Origin of the sequence: Nocardioides sp. ChNu-99, from assembly GCF_029493445.1 — a bacterium.
Lineage (GTDB): Bacteria > Actinomycetota > Actinomycetes > Propionibacteriales > Nocardioidaceae > Nocardioides.
The window spans coordinates 92,500-109,734 of the sequence record NZ_JAHWBL010000001.1; the positions used below are offsets into that span (position 1 = coordinate 92,500).

Here is a 17,235-nt window from a genome sequence, read left to right on the forward strand (position 1 = left end):
CGGGTCACGGGGGCCTCGGTACCGTCGAAGACATGACGGAACTCCGCGCCCTCCAGCTCACCTGCACGCTGAAGAAGTCCCCGACGCCGTCGAGCTCCGAGGTGCTCGGCCGCCAGCTGCTCGACGCCCTCGAGCAGCACGGCGTGAGCGGCGAGGAGGTGCGGGTCGTCGACCACGACGTGGCGTTCGGCGTCAGCACCGACGAGGGCGACGGGGACGGGTGGCCGACGATCCGCACCAAGGTGCAGGCCGCCGACATCCTCGTCATCGCCACGCCCATCTGGATGGGCCAGCCGTCGTCGGTCTGCAAGATGGTGCTCGAGCGCCTCGACGCCGAGCTGTCCGAGACCGACGACGAGGGCCGGCCGGCCATGTTCGGCAAGGTCGCCCTCGTCGCGGTCGTCGGCAACGAGGACGGCGCCCACCACACGACGGCCCAGATCTTCCAGGGGCTCGACGACGTCGGGTTCACGATCCCGGCGCAGGGCGCGACGTACTGGGTCGGCGAGGCGATGCAGGGCACCGACTACCTCGAGCTGACCGAGACGCCCGAGCCCGTCGCCGGCACCACCAGCACGGCCGCCGCCAACGCGGCCCACCTCGCGCGCCTGCTGAAGGAGCAGCCCTACCCCGCCCAGGGCTGACGCGGTCCGCATGGCCCGGCCGGGCCCGCCGCCCGGCCCGTTCGAACTACGCCGCGGCGACCGTTCGGGCCAGCGCACCGGGGCCGGGTCGTGGTGTACTCGGCACCAGCCGCGCCGTGCGGCGCGCGGTCCGGGCCGCGGACTGGTCCGAGGGGGTCCGGATGGTCGACGGTGTCGTCGGTGGTGCCGACGCTGGTGAGCAGCGGCCGGGGCGCGACCCGGCCGCGACGCCCCGGGTGCCGCTCCCCGATCACCCCGATCACCCCGGTCACCTCGATCACCTCGATCACCCCGGCCACGCCGACCACCCCGACCACCCCCGGCCGGACGTCCACGACGCGCACGTCCTCGAGGTCGTCGTCCCCGGTACCGCCGGCGGCACCCGGGTCCGGCTCGCCCGGGCGCACCCCTTCACCGCCACCGAGCGCGGGCTCGCCGCCCGCCTCGTCGACGGCCTCACCGACGTGACGCTGCAACCCGCCCCGGCGGCGCCCGCGGTGGGGCGCGGCGTCGCACCCGCGACCCCGGCCCGCTTCCCCACCCACGACGTCGCCCTGCTCGCCGAGACCCTCGAGCGCTGCCTCGACCGGCTCGACGGCATGGTGGGCGCCTCGACGGAGGCCCGGCTCACCGTGGTCGCCCACACCTGCGCGCTCGCCGGCGCCGTCGGCGGCTGGTGGGTCGGCAAGGTCGACGGACCCGCGCTCTGCGTCGTGGCCGAGGGGCGCGGCGCCCCGCTGCCGGGAGGGGGTACGGCGAGCGGCCTCGCCGACGCGGCGGTCGACCCGCCCCGCATCCTGCCGCTCGTGTCCCTGAGCCGGGTGCCCGGCCTGCTCGCCGCCCTCGAGGGCGGCTCGTTCGCGGCCCCCCTCACCCCCTCCCCCTGGCTCGGCGGCGCCGGGCCCGACGGCGGCGAGGCCGTCGGCGCGGGCGGCTACGACGACGACGCCCGGCAGTGGTTGGTGGTGCTCCTCGACGGCGGCACCGGCGCGGTGACCCCGCTGCGCGTGCTGGTCACCGCCGCCACCCACGCGGCGCTCGGCATCCCGCTCCCCCGCCGGGGCTGACCCGACGCCCGGGCGCCCGGCTCAGCGCGCGGCGTACGGCCGCGAGGGGTACCCCGTGTCGAAGTGCATGTAGTCCGGCACGTCGATGTTCTGCCAGATCCACCCCTCGTCGACGAACGCCTGCCACACCGGCTCACCCTCCAGGACCTTCCCCGGCCCGGGGGTGCGCTCGTGGTTCTCCGGGCCCGGGGTCCAGCAGTCGCAGCGCAGGTCCATCCACGGGTTCTGCACCGGGTTCACGTCGACCGCGCGCCCGTTCGCGTGGGGCGAGTCCGCGAACGGCGCGTTGATCTGGTCGGCGCGCCGGCAGTTGTACGCCGACGTGTTGTTCGCCGCGAGGCTCGCCGCGACGTCGCCGTCGAAGGCCTCGACGCCCTCCATGCGCTGGATGGGGAACCCGAGGGCGTAGATGCGCTCGAAGATCCGCAGCGTCGTCTCGGCCGTGTCGTCCCGCACGACGAGGTGGCCGCGCTGCGTGGCGCCCGCGAAGTCCACGAAGTTCACCTCCACCCGCCGCAGCTGGGCGCGCTCCTGCACCGGGCACTCGGGGCGCACCATCCCGGCCGCCACCATCGCGTCCCACTGCTGCTGCGGCACCTCGGTGATCCGCGCCGGCGCGGGGGCGGGCGGGGTCGTCGGCGCGGTCGCCGTCGGCGCGGTCGCCGTCGGGGCGGTCGTCGCCGAGGTCGACGGCGACCCCGTGGTGGTGCTCGACGAGCTCGGTGCGGGCGTGGCGTCCCCGTCGTCGGCGGCCCCGCCGCACGCGGTCAGCGCGAGCAGCGACCCGACGACCAGCCCGACCGTCCCCGCTCCCGGGCGGGTGGACCGCCGGGACGGCGAGGAGGACGGGCGGACGGTGCCACGGGTGGAGCGGGACATGACGAGGAGCCTCCGTCGTCGGTCGAGGTCGGGATGCGGATCGGGTCGGGGTCGGTGCGGAGTGCGGAGGTGGCGGCCGGGTACGGCGAGCAGCGTGCGGCTCGGCGCCACGGGGGTCAGGCCCCGCGGGCCTCCGGCGGCTCTTCGGCGCCACCGGCGCCACCGGCGCCACCGGCGTCCCCGGCCCCGGCCACCGGCAGCTCGTAGAGCCGCAGGAAGCGCCCGTCGAAGGTGCGGCGACGGGCGTGCAGCTGCCAGCCGCGCCGCTCGTACAGGCCCCCGGCGCCGCCCTCGTCGAGGGTGGCGAGGCACAGCCGTCGGGCCCCGGAGCGCACGGCCTCGACCTCGAAGTGGGCCACGAGCCCGACCCCGGCGCCGGCTCCCCGGGCCTCGGGGAGCACCGCGACGTGGGAGAGCACGGCCACGGGGCCCGCCGCCGCCCCCGCCGGGACGGGACGCTCGGCGGTCACGACCCGGGTCGAGCGCCGCCGCAGCCGGAGCACGACACGGCGGCGGAGCACGCCGCACGCCAGCCGCGGGTGGAGCAGCAGCGCGGGCACGCCCGCGAGGAGCAGCGGCCGCAGGCGGTGGGCCCGCACCCAACGGCGGTGCCGGTCGGTGGCGAGCACGCCCACCAGGTAGCCCACCGGCGCGCCGTCGGGGCCGGTCGCCACGACGGCCAGCGCGTGGGGGCCGTCGAGGAAGGTGCGGTAGTAGGCCGCCAGCAGCCCGCCGCCGAACCGTCCGATCACGTTGTCCGGGAACGCGCTGCGGTGCAGCCCCAGCACGAGCTCAAGGTCGTCCCCGCCCATGGGGCGGAGCCCGACGGCGCGCTCGGGAGCCCCTGCTCCCGGCGCGGTCGGGTCGACGGTGCGCTGTCCCTGCGCCGCATCCATGGCCACGACCGTACCGATCCGCCCCGCGCGGGCCGGGACGCGCGACCGCTCAGGCGCGGCGCATCTCGTCCTCGAGGGCGAGCAGCGCGTTCTCGACGACCTCGGTCGGGGCGGGGTGGATCCAGTACTCGCTGCGCGCCAGGCCCGCCACCGGCACGTCGTGGGTGATCGCGTGGATGAGCACCTGCACCAGCGTGGCGGCCTGCGGCGCCACGACGTGCGCGCCCACGAGCAGCCCGGTCGACCGGTCGCCGAGCAGCTTGACGAAGCCGCCCGGGCCGGCCGGGTCGCGGTCGTCGGGATCCGCCTGCAGCGCCCACCCGTACGCCGTGTCGGCGAGGTCGTGGCGGGCGACCGCGAGATCGGCCACCTGCTCGCGGGCCTCCGCCTCGGTGAGCCCGACGGCGGCCACCTGCGGCTCGGTGAAGACGGCGAGCGGCACGTGCCGGTGGTCGGAGGTCGCGAGGTCGTCCGGGTGCAGCAGGTTGTGCTGCACCACCCGAGCGTCCTGGTTCGCGACGTGCTTGAGCGGCTCGTGGCTGCTCGCGTCCCCGAGCGCCCACACGCCCGCGGCGGTGGTGCGCTGGTGCGCGTCGACGACGACGCGGCCGGTGTCGTCGACCTCGATCCCGGCGGCGTCGAGGTCGAGGAGGTCGGCGTTGGTCCTGCGACCCGTCGCGACGAGCACGAGGTCCGTCTCGACCGTGCTCCCGTCGTCCAGCTCCAGCCGGGCCCCGCCCCCGTCGAGCGGTACGGCGCGCTCGAGCCGCGTGCCGAGCCGCAGGGTCCACCGGCGTCCCGCGGCCGCGGTGACGGCGCGGGCGACGTCCTCGTCCTGGCTCGCCAGGAGGGTGTCCTCGCTCTCGACCTGCGTGACCTCCACGCCGAGCGCGGCGAACACCTGGGCGAGCTCGCACCCGACGTACCCGCCCCCGAGCACGGCCATCCGGGCCGGCAGGGCGTCGATGCGCATGATCGTGTCGCTGGTGTGGTGCGGCACGTCGTGCAGGCCGGGTACGTCGGGCACCACCGGCCGGCTGCCGGTCGCCACGACCACCTGGTCGGCCGTCACCTCGGCCGAGCCGCCGTCGGCGAGGTCCACCACGAGCCGGCGCGGGCCGGTGAACCGCGCGGTGCCGGTGAGCACGTCGACGTGGTCCTGGCCCTGCCGGTGCTCCTCGCCGGAGCGGGCCACGGCGTCGACCCGGCCCGCCACGCGGTCGCGCAGCGCCGGCCAGTCCACGCCGTCGAGGCGCGTGCGCAGGCCGAGCGCGGGGCCCCGCAGCGCGGCGCCCGCCACCTCGGCCGCGTGGACGAACATCTTGGAGGGGATGCAGCCGCGGTTGACGCAGGTGCCGCCGAACGGGCCCCGCTCGACGATCGCGACCCGCAGGTGGGCGAAGCGGTCGTCGATGATCGTGTTGCCCGAGCCAGCGCCGAGCACGACGACGTCGTAGTGGCTGCTCACGCGGTGCCTCCTTCGCCGGGCCGCGGTCGCGCGCCCGCTGCCATGCAACCAGGGAGCCGGGAACGGGCCGGGCCCCCGGGCCCCCCGGGACCGTCGGTGGTGGTGGCTAGCGTGGTCGTCATGGTCCTCCCCGCGGCAGAGCGCGTGCTGGCGGTGCGGCGCATCTACCACGAGCCCGAGATCGAGCGCTGGCCCCGCGCGCGTCAGGTGCTCGAGCGCTTCCCCGACGCGGAGCGCGTCGAGGTGCCGAGCCACCAGTCGATCCCCGGCCTCTACGGCAACGCCGGGCAGGTGGAGGACTGGGTGCGCAACAAGCGCGAGGTGCTGGTCCTGGGCGAGAAGCGCAGCCTGGCGGCCCGCCCCAACGGGCGCTCGGCGGACTTCATCGCGCCCTCCACGTCGAACGGCTGCGCGATGGCCTGCAGCTACTGCTACGTGCCGCGCCGCAAGGGCTACGCCAACCCCGTGACGGTCTTCGTCAACATCGAGAAGGTGCTGGGCTACCTGGAGCGCCACGCCGGGCGCCAGGGCCCGAAGCCCGAGCCCAACCAGTGCGACCCCGTCGACTGGGTCTACGACCTGGGCGAGAACGGCGACTGCTCCGTCGACGCCCTCGTCAGCGACAACGTGCGCGACCTCGTCGACCTGTTCGCCCGTCTGCCGGGCGCCAAGGGCAGCTTCGCCACGAAGTTCGTCAACCGCGACCTGCTGGACTGGGACCCCCGCGGCGGAACCCGGGTGCGCTTCTCCCTCATGCCGCGCGAGACCTCCCGGCGCCTCGACCTGCGCACGACGCCGATCGACGAGCGCATCGCGGCGATCGACGACTTCGTCGAGGCCGGCTACGAGGTGCACCTCAACTTCAGCCCCGTCGTGCTGCACGAGGGGTGGCAGGCCGAGTGGACCGCGCTGTTCCGCCAGCTCGACGACGTGCTGTCCCCCGCCACGAAGCAGCAGCTGGCGTGCGAGGTCATCCTCCTGACCCACAGCGCCGCCCTCCACGAGGTCAACCTCGGCTGGCACCCGCGGGGCGAGGAGCTGTTGTGGCGCCCCGACCTGCAGGAGGAGAAGCGCAGTCACAGCGGCCAGGTCAACGTGCGCTACCGCGCGGCCTGGAAGGCGCGTTGGGTGCAGCAGTTCACGGACCTCCTGGCCGCCGAGCTGCCGTCCTGCCGCGTCCGCTACGCGTTCTGACCGCCGTCCGCCCCGCGAGACGGCCACCGCAGCACCGCACCCCTCCCTAAAGTGCAGTGACTCACTAGAGAAAGGGGGGACCGTGGCCCACCCCGTCGCCGTGGACGTGCACCAGCACCTGTGGTCGCCCCGGCTCGTCGACCGCCTGCGCGCCCGCTCGCGTGCGCCGTACCTGCGCGGGTGGACCCTCCACCTCGACGGCGAGCGCCCGTTCGAGGTCGACCCCGCCGCGCACGACGTGGACCGGCGGGTCGCGGCCGACCGCGCCGCCGGCATCGGTACGGCGGTCGTCGGCCTCTCCTCCCCGCTCGGCGTCGAGGACCTCGACGTCCCCGTCGCCGGGCCGCTGCTCGAGGCCCACCACCGCGACGTGGCGGACCTGCCCGCCCACTTCCGCGGGTGGGCCGCCACGACGGCGACCGACCCCGACCTCGGGCTGCTGGCGGGGCTGCTCGCCGCCCCCCGCTTCGTCGGGCTGCAGGTGCCGGCCACCTGGGTGACCACGCCCGCGGCCTGGGACCGCCTCGCCCCCGTGCTCGCGGTGGTCGAGGCGGCGGGCGCTGCGCTCCTCGTGCATCCCGGCCCGGAGCCCGCGCGGCCCGGCGCGGCGGACCTCCCGCCCTGGTGGGCGCCCGTGCTCGGCTACACCGCCCAGCTGCAGGCGGCGTGGTGGGGATGGCACGCCGCCGGCGCGCGGCGCTCCCACCCCACGCTGCGGGTCGCGTTCGCCGCGGCCGCCGGCCTGGCCCCGCTGCTGGCCGAGCGGCAGGCCCTGCGCGGGGGCGGCAGCCTCCTGGGGCGCGGCGTCGTCGACCCCGACGTCTTCCTCGACACCTCCGGCCACGGCCCCCGCGCGCTCGAGGCCGTCGTGCGGGCCGTCGGCGTCGACGCCCTCGTGCTGGGCAGCGACCGGCCCTACGCCGACCCGCTCGACCACCTGCTCGACCCCGCGGCGACCCACGCCGTCCGGGTGACCAACCCGGCGCGCCTCCTGGGCGCCGCCACGACCACCGCGACACCGGGGGAAGGAGCCCGCCGTGGGCGCCACCACGACCGAGACCCGCAGCCAGACCCGCAGCCAGACCCGCGCCGCCGAGCGCCCGGCGGCGCCTGACCGGCCTGGCGAGGACCGGCGCGACGAACCCCACGACCGGCCCGACCGGCCCGCGCGCCCCGGCGTGCCGGCCGAGGCGGCGGCGCCGCTGGCGTCGTACGACGCGACGCTGCGCATCGCCGACCTCCCCGAGCGGGACCTCGACCCCGCCGAGCTCGAGGCGCTCGCGGCCGCCGTGGCCCAGCAGCCCGAGGCGTGGGAGCACCTGGTGGCCTTCGACGCCGACGAGCGGGTCTACGCCTCGCTGCACCGCGACGCACACGTCGACGTCTGGCTGCTGTGCTGGACCCCGGAGAACGACACGGGCTGGCACGACCACGACGTCTCCTCCGGCGCCGTCGCCGTCGTCGCGGGCGAGCTGGTCGAGAACAACCTGACGCTGCTGCACGGTGCGCGGGAGACGCGGGTCGGCGCGGGCGGCGTCTTCTCCTTCGGGCCGGACCACATCCACCGGCTCAACGGCGCGCGACCGGGCTCGGTGAGCGTGCACGCCTACAGCCCGCCGCTGTGGCGGATGGGGCAGTACTCGGTCGACCCGGCCGGCGTGCTGCGCCGCGTGCCCGTCTCCTACGCCGACGAGCTGCGCCCCCTCGACTAGCGTCGGCGCGGGCCCGCGCACCGCGGGCCCGGTCGACCGAGGAGGACCCCGTGTTCCGCAGACGACACGTGCCCCGCACCCGCGGGTGGGTACGGCGGCCCGACGGCACCCGCCTGTCCCTGCAGGTCGAGGGGCGACGGGGTGCCCCGGCGCTCCTCCTGCTGCAGGGCCAGGCCAACTCGGACGCGTGGTGGGACCGCCTGCGCGGCGACTTCGCCGACGCCTGGCTGACGGTGACGTTCGACTACCGCGGCACGGGCACCACCGAGCTGGCGCCGGGGGGCGAGGAGCGCGGGCCAGCGTGGTCGACGGCCGGGTTCGCCCAGGACGCGGCCGCCGTGCTCGCGGCTGTGGGGCGGGACACCGCCGACGTCTACGGCACCTCGATGGGCGGGCGGGTCGCGCAGGAGCTGGCCCTCGCCCGGCCCGACCTGGTGCGGCGCCTCGTGCTGGCCTGCACGTCCTCCGGCGGGGCGCCCGCGGTCCACCGGACCCGCGACGTGGGGCTGCTGCTCGCGGGCCCGGACGGCCAGGAGCGGCAGCGCGGGCTCGTCGACCTCTTCTACACACCGGCGTGGACCCACGCCCACGGCGGGTACGACGCGGTGCCCCGCGACCTGCTCGGGGACCCGTCGATGAGCGTCGAGGCGACGCGCCGGCACCTCGAGACCAGCTCCGACCACGACGCGGCCGACCGCCTCGGCGACCTGGCGGCGCCGACCCTCGTGCTGCACGGGACGGACGACCTGATGGTGCCGGCCGCCAACGCCGACGTCCTCGCCGGCCTGCTGCCGCACGCGCGGACCCGGCTCGTGGAGGGCGGGCGTCACGGCTTCTTCGACGAGCACCGCGGCGTCGTGGTGCCGTGGGTCCGGGAGTTCCTCACCGGCTGAGCCGGCTGAGCCGGCTGAGCCGGCCGGCCGGCCGCCCGGTCGGTCAGTCGTCCTCGGGGCGGGCGTGCAGCACCATGAGGGCGACGTCGTCGTCCCCGGCCGGGAGCTCGAGCATCGTGGTCAGCAGGTGGTCGCACAGCTCCTCGGCGTCCAGGTGCTGCTGGCCGCTGACGGCGGAGCGGAGGTGCTCGAAGCTGGCGTCGAGGGGCACGCCGCGGCGCTCCACCAGCCCGTCGGTGTAGAGCACCACCATCGAGCCCGGGGCCAGCACGACCTCGGCGTCCGTGCGCTCCGTGCCCGGCTGGATGCCGAGGATGATCTCGCCGGCCTCGTCGAGCAGCGTCGCCGTGCCGTCCGGCTGCAGCAGGACGGGCGGCGGGTGGCCGGCCCGCGACCACCGCAGGAGCCGGCGGCCCGCGGCGGCGTCGGCCTCCGTCTGCTCCACCCGCGCCACGATGGCGGTGGCGATCGTCCCCACCCCGAGGCTCGCGAAGGCGCGGTCGAGGCCCTCGAGGACGCGGGCCGGGCTGTCACCCGTGGCGATGGCGATGCCGCGGGTGAGGTTGCGCGCCTGCGCCATCGTCGCGGCCGCGGCCAGGTCGTGGCCGGCCACGTCGCCGATGGCGAGCATGAGGGCGCCGTCGGTCTGCTGGAACGCGTCGTGCCAGTCGCCGCCGATCTGCGCGACGTCCGCCGCGGGCACGTAGCGCACGGCCACCTGGAGGTGGTCGGGCTGCATCGGCGGGGTGAGCAGCGCCTGCTGCAGGGCGATGGACATGTTGCGCTGCGCCGTGGCGACGCGGCGCTCCGACTCCAGCAGGTCGATGCGCGTGAGCGCCTGGTTGAGCGAGGCCGCGATGAGCCGCAGGAAGTAGCGGTAGTCGTGGTCGAACGGCAGCTGGTCGCTGACGGAGCAGACCAGCACCGGCGCGGGCAGGCCGGGCCGGGTGGAGAGGTCGAGGCGCTGCCAGACGACCTTGCCGGCCTCGGTGTTCTCGACGTACAGCGTGAGGTCGTCGATCGGCACGCCCGGCGCGGCGGGCAGGGCCGGCGCGGTGGCGCCGGAGTGCGGGATGGGCGCGTCCTCCTCCAGGCCGGGGATGCGGATGTCGACGGCGGGCAGGTCGCGCACCTGGTCGCGCAGGAGGTAGAGCGAGAGCCGACGCAGGTCGGCCTTCGTCTCCACCGTGGCGAGCACGTCGGAGAGGCGGCTGAGCAGCTCGAGCCGGCGCTGCGAGACGACGTGCCGCGTCGTCTCGGTCGCGATGTCGAGGACGCCCTCGATGGTGTCGTCCTCGGCCACCACGGGCGAGTAGGAGAAGGTGAAGTAGCACTCCTCGAGGAAGCCGCGCCGGTGCAGCGGCACGAGCGCGTCCTCGGTCCAGGTCGCCCCCCGCCCGTCGAGGACCCCCTGCATCAGGGGACCGATCTGGCCCCAGGCCTCCCAGAAGACCTCGGCGGCGGGAGCGCCCAGGGCCGTGGGGTGCTTGTCGCCGATCATCTCGACGTACGCGTCGTTGTAGACGAGGACGAACTCGGGCCCCCAGAAGAGGACCGACGGGAAGCGGGTGCGCAGCACGGTGCGCACCGCTCCGCGCAGCGCCGGGGACCACCCGTCGGGCGCGCCGAGCGCCGTGGCGGCCCAGTCGACCTCCGTGTACACCTGTCGCAGGCCCGCGCTCGCGCCCTCCCACCGTTCCACCCGGTGAACTTACCGCGCCGGACGGGGCGGCGACCCGCGGGCCGCGCCGGGTTAGGGTGCCTGAGCGGTGGAGCAGACGCCGCGCCCGACCCACCCCCAGGCGGTCGACCGACCCATGTCGTCCCTCCCCGCACCCCTGACCGTCACCCCCACCGGTCCGGGACCCGACCTCGAGGGCGCTCTCGAGAACGTCCGCACCCTCATGGGCGCGCAGACCGCGACGCTGCTGCTCCTCGACGAGACGTCCGGGAAGCTGCGCACGGCGGCCTCGCTGGGCTTCGGGCGCCGGTGGCGGACGGCGTCGTACGTCGCGATCGGCCAGGGCTTCGCAGGCCGCGTCGCCGCCACCCGGCAACCGGTGGTCGTCGATCGCGCCGCGGGCGACCCGGTGGTCAACCCCGTGCTGAAGTACAGCGAGGTCACGAGCCTCCTGGGCGTCCCCGTGCTCGCGGGCGACGACGACGACCTCCTCGGGGTGCTGCACGTCGGCTTCCACGCCCGCCGCCCGTTCAGCGCGTGCGAGGTGGCCGACCTGGAGCTGGCCGCGGCCAGCATCGCCCGCACCGTCCTGTCGACCAGCGCGCACGACGCGCACCTGTCCTCCCTGGTGCTCCAGCGCAGCCTGCTACCCACGCTGCGCGACGTGGACGGGCTCGAGCTGGCCGCCCGCTACCTGCCGGCCGACGGCGACTTCGGCGGCGACTGGTACGACGTCATCCCGCTGCCCGGCGACCGCCTCGGCATCGTCATGGGCGACGTGGTCGGTCACGGGCTGCAGGCGGCCGTCGTCATGAGCCGGCTGCGCAGCGCCCTGCGGGCCTACGCCCTGGACGAGGAGGACCCGGCGGCGGTGCTCACGCGGCTCGACCGGATGCTGTGCCACTTCGAGCCCGGCATGACGGCGACCGTGCTGTACGCCGTCACGCAGCCGCCCTTCGACCACCTCGTGGTCAGCAGCGCCGGTCACCTCCCGCCGGTGGGGGCCGGCGCCACCACGGTGGCGCCGGTCGACGTCGAGTCGGACGCGCTGCTGGGTCTCGACCCCGACACCCCCCGCGCGTGCACGTCCGTGTCGCTCGCGCCGGGCGACGCGCTCGCCTTCTTCACCGACGGTCTCGTGGAGCTGCGCACCCGGGGCGCCGCCGGCGAGGACCCGTACTGGACCCAGCTCGCCCGCATCGGCCGGGGCTTCTCCGCCGCCGACCACCCGGAGGTGGCCTGCAGCCGCATCCTCGCCGAGGCCCTCGGCGATGCGGGCACCGAGGACGACGTGGCGCTGCTCGTGGTCCGCCGTCCCCACGACGGGCCGGAGACGCTGTGAGCATCGCCACATCTCACCGCGCGTGACATCCGATCGGCTCGGCGCGACGAACCAGTAGGCCCTGTAGACCTCGGGGCCCGTCCGACCCGCGCAGGAGCCCCACCCGTGCTTCCCACCGACCTGCTCCAGGCAGGCCTCTCCACGCTCGACGCGATGTCCCGCGCGCCCGTGGACGAGCGCCTGGAGGCCGTCCTCGACCTGCTCCACGCCCCCTGCTCCGACGCCCCGGCGTCCGTGCGCGGCTGGTGGCTGGGCGACCACGTCGACGGGACCACCCGGGTACGGCGCTCCCGCGGCGCCGCCGCCCTGCCGGTTCCGCTCGAGGTGCACGGGTGCGGCGCGCTCGCGGCCGCGGCAGAGGGCCGCGCGTCCGTGCTGGACCCCGCGACCGTGGCCCACCTCGTCGCCCGGCACGGGAGCGGACACGGCGGCGGACCCGAGGCCGGCCTCGGCGGCGACGTGCTGGTGGAGCACCCCCGCCTCCTCGTGTCCGGCGGGTTCGACGTCGACGCCCGCAGCTGGGTCACGGCGGTGGCGGTGGCCGGGCCGCCGAGCGGCACGGCGATCGTCGAGCTGCTGCACGCTGCGCTGGTGCAGGCGGCGCTCGGTTTCCCCCGCCCGCCCGTGGGGGCGTGAGGGAGGGCGCGGGGCCGGGGGCCCACGCGGGGTCGGCGCGGGGTCGGCGCCCGGTCAGCGCTGGATGCAGGCGGTGACGACGGTGGCGTCGCCGCGGTCGACGGCCCAGTCGTCGCAGATGACGTCGACCATCATGAGGCCGCGCCCGCGGGTGGAGGCCTCCTCCTGCTCGGGCTCGACGAAGGCCGGCCCGGTGCCGGCGTCCACGACGCGGAGCACCACGTGCCGGGGGGTGAAGCCCCAGGCCATCCGGATGGTGCCGAGCACCCCGGGACACCCGTGGTCGACCGCGTTGACGACGAGCTCGCCGGCGACGATGAGGACGTCGTCGACCACGTGCTCGGGCAGCCCGCTCTCGGCGAGCGCCGCCCGCAGGTTGCGTCGCGCCTCGCCGCCGGCCTCGGGGCCGTGCGGCAGGTCCACGTGGCTCCACCGGGCACGGAGCTGCCGGACGCACTCGTTCACGGCCGCGCGGGCTGCGCCCACGGACCGGACCTCGCTCGTGCCCGCGCTCACGTCAGCACCCGGTAGGGGATCTTGCACACCTCCAGGACGCGGTGCGGCACCGTGCGCTCGACCACGCCGAGGACGAGGGACGTGCCGTTCCGCGTCGCCTCCGCCGCCGCCCGGGCCAGCGCCCCGACGATGCTGCTCGGCAGGAAGGTGACGGCGCTGAGGTCGACGAGGAGGTCGTGGCGGAAACCGTGGCTCGACTCGTCGAGCACCTCGATCAGCTGCTCGTGCTCGTGGGCCTCGACGTCGCCCACGAGGGCGACGCGGCCGTCCACGGCCTCGGCGACGAAGGGAGGTGCACCCATGGGGACACCCTACGCCCCCGCCCCCGCGGATCACGCGAGCACTCCCCAGGGGGCGCGCGGCAGGTCCTCCCGGCGGGTGGGCCGGGTCACGGGACGGTCTCGGGACCCACGGCCGGGCGCGCGATCGGTCATGATGTCCCCGACGTCGCCCCCCGCCCCCGTCGGGACGACGCCGGACGAGCACGGGACCGCAGGAGGTAGACGATGAGGGGTGACGAGGCGCGCACGCTGGCCGCCCTCAGCCGCGAGCTGAACCGGGGCGCCCCGGACGCGGACGACGCCGCGGTCCGCATCTGCGAGCTCGCCGCGGAGCACGTCGCCGGCTGCGACCACGCCAGCATCACCCTGCGCCGCGGACGGGGGCGCCTCTCCACCGCCGCCAGCTCCTCCGAGCTCGCCCACGAGCTCGACCAGGCGCAGTACGACGCGGACGAGGGCCCCTGCGCGGACGCCTCGCGGGAGGGCACCCTGCAGCACGCCAACGAGCTGCGCGAGGCCGCCCGGCGCTGGCCCACGTGGGCGCCGGCGGCCGCCGCGGCCGGCTGCGGCTCTGTCCTGGCCGTCCCCCTGGTCGACCAGGAGGACACGGTCATGGGCGCCATCAACTTCTACTCGCACCGCCCGGGCGTGTGGGACACCGAGGCGCGCGAGCTCGCCTACCTGTACGCCACCCACGCGGCGCTCGCGCTCAACGCGGTGCAGGTCACCAGCGGGCTGCGCACGGCGATGACGAACCGGCACCAGATCGGGGTCGCCCAGGGCATCTTGATGCAGCGCTACGGCCTGACGATCGACCAGGCGTTCAGCCTGCTCCAGCGGCGCTCGCAGGAGACGAACACCAAGCTGTCCGAGATCGCCGCCCGGATCGTCGCGGACCCCGAGGGCGAGGGCCCCGGCTCCGACGTGGGCCAGGACCGCCGTACCGACGACCACGACGCCGAGACCGCGGGCCGCGGGACCGGTGAGCGGGCCGAGCGCTGACGCGACCACCCCGCCGGTGCCGTCCACGTCGTGAGCCGGGGGCACGCCCCACGAGTCACGACCGGGTCGCGGGGTACCGGTCCCCGCGACGCACCCGACGACGGAACAGAGAGGACTGATCACGTGACGAGCGACAGCCCGGTCCAGCTGGCGGCCTGGCGCTCCGTCGACCTCCCGCACGACGACGAGGCCGTCCGCGCGACCCGCGTGCTGCTGCGTGACGCCCTGGGTCCCGACGGCGCCGACCTGCCGTCGAGCACGGTGACGGACACGGTGATCGTCGCCGGGGAGCTCGTGCTCAACGCCGTCGACCACGGCATGCCCGGCACCACCGGCACCATCGAGTTCTCGTGGCGCCTCACCCGCCAGCACGTCGTCCTCCGCGTCGTCGACGCGGGGGTCGGCCCCGACATCGTCCGCGGCATCGGCAGCGACGACTCGCTGCGCGGCCGCGGCCTCGTGCTGGTCGAGGCGCTGAGCGACAGCTGGAGCGCGGACCGCACCGGCCGCACGACCGTCACGGCGCGGATCCCGCGCGAGCGCGGCGTACCCGGCCCGCGCTGAGCCCGCGCTGGACCAGCGCTGAGCCGGCGCCGACCTTGCGCCGGCCCGGCCCACGGCGTCACGCGCCGACGTACTCCGCCAGGTGCCGTCCGGTCAGCGTCGAGCGCGCCGCCACGAGCTCGGCGGGGGTGCCCTCGAAGACGACCCGGCCACCGTCGTGGCCCGCCCCCGGCCCGAGGTCGATGATCCAGTCGGCGTGCGCCATGACGGCCTGGTGGTGCTCGATGACGATGACGCTGCGCCCCGCGTCGACGAGGCGGTCCAGCAGGCCCAGCAGCTGCTCGACGTCGGCCAGGTGGAGCCCCGTCGTGGGCTCGTCGAGCACGAAGGTGCCGCCCTGCTCGCCCATCCGCGTCGCCAGCTTGATGCGCTGGCGCTCGCCTCCCGACAGCGTGCTGAGCGGCTGCCCCAGCGTCAGGTAGCCCAGGCCCACGTCGGCCAGGTGGGTGAGGATGCGGTGGGCGGCCGGCAGGCGGGCGTCGCCCTCGCGGAAGAACGCCTCGGCCTCGCTCACCGACATCCCCAGCACGTCGGCGATGTTGCGCCCGCCGAGCTCGTGCTCGAGCACCTCGGCGGAGAAGCGCCGCCCCTCGCAGACCTCGCAGGGCGACGAGACCGTCGCCATCGGGCCCAGGTCGGTGTAGATCACGCCCGCCCCGTTGCAGGCGGGGCAGGCGCCCTCGGAGTTGGCGCTGAACAGCGCCGGCTTCACCCCGTTGGCCTTCGCGAACGCCTTGCGGATCGGCTCCAGCAGTCCCGTGTACGTCGCGGGGTTGCTGCGGCGCGAGCCCTTGATGGCGCCCTGGTCGAGCACGACGACGCCCTCGCGACCCGCCACCGAGCCGTGGACCAGCGAGCTCTTGCCGGACCCGGCGACCCCCGTGACGACGGTGAGCACGCCGAGCGGCACGTCGACGTCGACCGAGCGCAGGTTGTGGGCGTCGGCGCCGCGGATCTCGAGCCGCCCGGTGGGGGTACGCACCGTCTCCTTGAGCGTCACGCGGTCGTCGAGGTGGCGTCCGGTGAGGGTGCCGCTGGCCCGGAGCCCCTCCACCGTGCCCTCGAACACGATGTGACCGCCGCCCGAGCCGGCCCGCGGGCCGAGGTCGACCACGTGGTCGGCGATGGCGATGGTCTCCGGCTTGTGCTCCACCACGAGCACGGTGTTGCCCTTGTCGCGCAGCTGGAGCAGCAGCTGGTTCATGCTCTGGATGTCGTGGGGGTGCAGGCCGATGGTGGGCTCGTCGAAGACGTAGGTGACGTCGGTCAGCGACGACCCGAGGTGGCGGATCATCTTGGTGCGCTGCGCCTCGCCGCCCGACAGGGTGCCGGCCGGGCGGTCGAGCGAGAGGTAGCCGAGGCCGATCGCCACGAAGGAGTCGAGGGTGTCGCCCAGCGCCCCGAGCAGCGGCGCCACGGACGGCTCGTCGAGGCCGCGCACCCACGCCGCGAGGTCGCTGATCTGCATCGCGCAGGCGTCCGCGATGCTGACGTCGCCGATGCGGGAGGACCGGGCCTCCTCGGTGAGCCGGGTGCCCGCGCAGGCCGAGCACGTCGTGAACGTGACCGCGCGGTCGACGAACGCCCGCACGTGCGGCTGCATGGCCTCGCGGTCCTTCGCCAGGAACGACTTGCGGATCTGCGGGACCAGCCCGAGGTAGGTCAGGTTGATGCCGTCGACCTTGACCTTGGTCGCCTCCTTGTGCAGGAGGGCGTCGAGCTCGCGGTCGGTGAACTCGGCGATCGGCTTCGTGGTGTCGAACCAGCCGCACCCGCGCAGGATCCGCCCCTGCCAGCCGTCCATCGAGTAGCCGGGGATGGTCAGCGCACCCTCGTCGAGGGACTTCGACGCGTCGTACAGCGCCGACAGGTCGATGTCGTTGACCTGCCCGCGGCCCTCGCACGCCGGGCACATGCCGCCCAGCACGCTGAAGGAGCGGCGCTCCCTGGTCTCGCGGCCGCCCTTCGTGGTGGTGATCGCGCCGGACCCGCTGACCGAGGCGACGTTGAAGGAGAACGCCTGCGGCGGCCCGATGTGGGGGCGGCCGAGGCGGCTGAAGAGGATGCGGAGCATCGCGTTGGCGTCGGTGGCCGTGCCCACGGTGGAGCGGGGGTTCGCGCCCATCCGCTCCTGGTCGACGATGATCGCCGTCGTCAGGCCCTCGAGCACGTCGACGTCGGGCCGGGCCTGGCTCGGCATGAAGCCCTGCACGAACGAGCTGTAGGTCTCGTTGATCATCCGCTGCGACTCCGCGGCGATGGTGGCGAAGACGAGCGAGCTCTTGCCCGAGCCCGAGACGCCCGTGAACACCGTGAGACGCCGCTTCGGCAGCTCGACGTGCACGTCCTGCAGGTTGTTCTCCCGCGCGCCGACGACCCGGATGAGGTCGTGGCTGTCGGCCGGGTGGGGCGGGGCGGTGGGCGTGCTCGCGCTCATGTCTCTCCTCGGTGCGGCGGGCC

At 75.6% G+C, this 17,235-nt stretch carries 17 protein-coding genes; 10 read left to right on the forward strand and 7 right to left on the reverse strand.

Going from position 1 to position 17,235, the window contains the following annotated elements:
- Window positions 1-32 precede the first annotated feature (32 nt).
- Window positions 33-644 carry an NAD(P)H-dependent oxidoreductase gene (locus KK617_RS00415; RefSeq protein ID WP_277497408.1) on the forward strand — a complete coding sequence of 204 codons (612 nt, stop codon included), beginning with the start codon at window positions 33-35 and terminating at the stop codon, window positions 642-644.
- 161 nt (window positions 645-805) lie between these two features.
- A complete protein-coding gene (locus tag KK617_RS00420; protein WP_277497409.1) occupies window positions 806-1,711 on the forward strand; it encodes a hypothetical protein in 906 nt (301 codons plus the stop codon).
- A gap of 21 nt (window positions 1,712-1,732) precedes the next feature.
- Here the strand turns inward: KK617_RS00420 and KK617_RS00425 are convergent, their stop codons facing one another.
- From KK617_RS00425 to KK617_RS00435, 3 genes are all read right to left on the reverse strand, one after another.
- Window positions 1,733-2,590, reverse strand: a complete 858-nt coding sequence (locus KK617_RS00425; RefSeq protein WP_277497410.1) for a M15 family metallopeptidase — start codon at window positions 2,588-2,590, stop codon at window positions 1,733-1,735.
- Window positions 2,591-2,706: 116 nt separating this feature from the next.
- Window positions 2,707-3,486: a GNAT family N-acetyltransferase gene (locus KK617_RS00430; RefSeq protein WP_277497411.1), complete on the reverse strand. Its 780-nt coding sequence runs from the start codon at window positions 3,484-3,486 to the stop codon at window positions 2,707-2,709.
- A 49-nt stretch (window positions 3,487-3,535) separates the two neighbouring features.
- Window positions 3,536-4,954, reverse strand: coding sequence for a mycothione reductase (locus KK617_RS00435; protein WP_277497412.1), 1,419 nt, complete (start codon window positions 4,952-4,954; stop codon window positions 3,536-3,538).
- 120 nt (window positions 4,955-5,074) lie between these two features.
- Here KK617_RS00435 and KK617_RS00440 point away from each other — a divergent pair, with 120 nt between their 5' ends.
- The 4 genes from KK617_RS00440 to KK617_RS00455 all read left to right on the forward strand — a co-directional run bounded on the left by KK617_RS00440 (window position 5,075) and on the right by KK617_RS00455 (window position 8,753).
- Window positions 5,075-6,148: a spore photoproduct lyase family protein gene (locus KK617_RS00440; RefSeq protein WP_277497413.1), complete on the forward strand. Its 1,074-nt coding sequence runs from the start codon at window positions 5,075-5,077 to the stop codon at window positions 6,146-6,148.
- 82 nt (window positions 6,149-6,230) lie between these two features.
- Window positions 6,231-7,262, forward strand: coding sequence for an amidohydrolase (locus KK617_RS00445; RefSeq protein ID WP_277497414.1), 1,032 nt, complete (start codon window positions 6,231-6,233; stop codon window positions 7,260-7,262).
- Window positions 7,186-7,860, forward strand: coding sequence for a cysteine dioxygenase family protein (locus KK617_RS00450; RefSeq protein ID WP_277497415.1), 675 nt, complete (start codon window positions 7,186-7,188; stop codon window positions 7,858-7,860). Before KK617_RS00445 ends, KK617_RS00450 begins: the two co-directional genes overlap by 77 nt.
- A 50-nt stretch (window positions 7,861-7,910) precedes the next feature.
- Window positions 7,911-8,753, forward strand: coding sequence for an alpha/beta fold hydrolase (locus tag KK617_RS00455; RefSeq protein WP_277497416.1), 843 nt, complete (start codon window positions 7,911-7,913; stop codon window positions 8,751-8,753).
- A gap of 43 nt (window positions 8,754-8,796) precedes the next feature.
- Here KK617_RS00455 and KK617_RS00460 read toward each other — a convergent pair whose 3' ends face one another.
- Window positions 8,797-10,455: a PP2C family protein-serine/threonine phosphatase gene (locus tag KK617_RS00460; RefSeq protein ID WP_277497417.1), complete on the reverse strand. Its 1,659-nt coding sequence runs from the start codon at window positions 10,453-10,455 to the stop codon at window positions 8,797-8,799.
- Window positions 10,456-10,522: 67 nt separating this feature from the next.
- Here KK617_RS00460 and KK617_RS00465 point away from each other — a divergent pair, with 67 nt between their 5' ends.
- The gene (locus KK617_RS00465) at window positions 10,523-11,776 is read left to right on the forward strand and encodes a GAF domain-containing SpoIIE family protein phosphatase (RefSeq protein WP_277497418.1); all 1,254 of its coding nucleotides are present in this window, start codon (window positions 10,523-10,525) and stop codon (window positions 11,774-11,776) included.
- A 105-nt stretch (window positions 11,777-11,881) separates the two neighbouring features.
- Window positions 11,882-12,412, forward strand: coding sequence for a hypothetical protein (locus KK617_RS00470; protein ID WP_277497419.1), 531 nt, complete (start codon window positions 11,882-11,884; stop codon window positions 12,410-12,412).
- Between the two features lie 54 nt (window positions 12,413-12,466).
- Here the strand turns inward: KK617_RS00470 and KK617_RS00475 are convergent, their stop codons facing one another.
- On the reverse strand, window positions 12,467-12,898 hold the full coding sequence (locus KK617_RS00475; protein WP_277497420.1) for an ATP-binding protein: 432 nt from the start codon (window positions 12,896-12,898) through the stop codon (window positions 12,467-12,469).
- Window positions 12,899-12,924: 26 nt separating this feature from the next.
- Window positions 12,925-13,230, reverse strand: coding sequence for an STAS domain-containing protein (locus KK617_RS00480; protein WP_277497421.1), 306 nt, complete (start codon window positions 13,228-13,230; stop codon window positions 12,925-12,927).
- 204 nt (window positions 13,231-13,434) lie between these two features.
- On the opposite strand from KK617_RS00480, the gene KK617_RS00485 reads away from it, so the two are divergent.
- Together KK617_RS00485 and KK617_RS00490 are read left to right on the forward strand one after the other, a co-directional pair.
- The gene (locus KK617_RS00485) at window positions 13,435-14,211 is read left to right on the forward strand and encodes a GAF and ANTAR domain-containing protein (RefSeq protein WP_277497422.1); all 777 of its coding nucleotides are present in this window, start codon (window positions 13,435-13,437) and stop codon (window positions 14,209-14,211) included.
- A gap of 123 nt (window positions 14,212-14,334) precedes the next feature.
- Window positions 14,335-14,775, forward strand: a complete 441-nt coding sequence (locus KK617_RS00490; RefSeq protein ID WP_277497423.1) for an ATP-binding protein — start codon at window positions 14,335-14,337, stop codon at window positions 14,773-14,775.
- Window positions 14,776-14,833: 58 nt separating this feature from the next.
- Here KK617_RS00490 and KK617_RS00495 read toward each other — a convergent pair whose 3' ends face one another.
- The gene (locus KK617_RS00495) at window positions 14,834-17,212 is read right to left on the reverse strand and encodes an excinuclease ABC subunit UvrA (RefSeq protein ID WP_277497424.1); all 2,379 of its coding nucleotides are present in this window, start codon (window positions 17,210-17,212) and stop codon (window positions 14,834-14,836) included.
- Window positions 17,213-17,235 lie beyond the last annotated feature (23 nt).

Coding starts and splice junctions, on each gene's coding strand:
- KK617_RS00440 (WP_277497413.1), top strand. CDS start 5,075: ATGGTCCTCCCCGCGGCAGAGCGCGTGCTGGCGGTGCGGCGCATCTAC.
- KK617_RS00420 (WP_277497409.1), top strand. CDS start 806: ATGGTCGACGGTGTCGTCGGTGGTGCCGACGCTGGTGAGCAGCGGCCG.
- KK617_RS00425 (WP_277497410.1), bottom strand. CDS start 2,590: ATGTCCCGCTCCACCCGTGGCACCGTCCGCCCGTCCTCCTCGCCGTCC.
- KK617_RS00495 (WP_277497424.1), bottom strand. CDS start 17,212: ATGAGCGCGAGCACGCCCACCGCCCCGCCCCACCCGGCCGACAGCCAC.
- KK617_RS00430 (WP_277497411.1), bottom strand. CDS start 3,486: ATGGATGCGGCGCAGGGACAGCGCACCGTCGACCCGACCGCGCCGGGA.
- KK617_RS00415 (WP_277497408.1), top strand. CDS start 33: ATGACGGAACTCCGCGCCCTCCAGCTCACCTGCACGCTGAAGAAGTCC.
- KK617_RS00485 (WP_277497422.1), top strand. CDS start 13,435: ATGAGGGGTGACGAGGCGCGCACGCTGGCCGCCCTCAGCCGCGAGCTG.
- KK617_RS00480 (WP_277497421.1), bottom strand. CDS start 13,230: ATGGGTGCACCTCCCTTCGTCGCCGAGGCCGTGGACGGCCGCGTCGCC.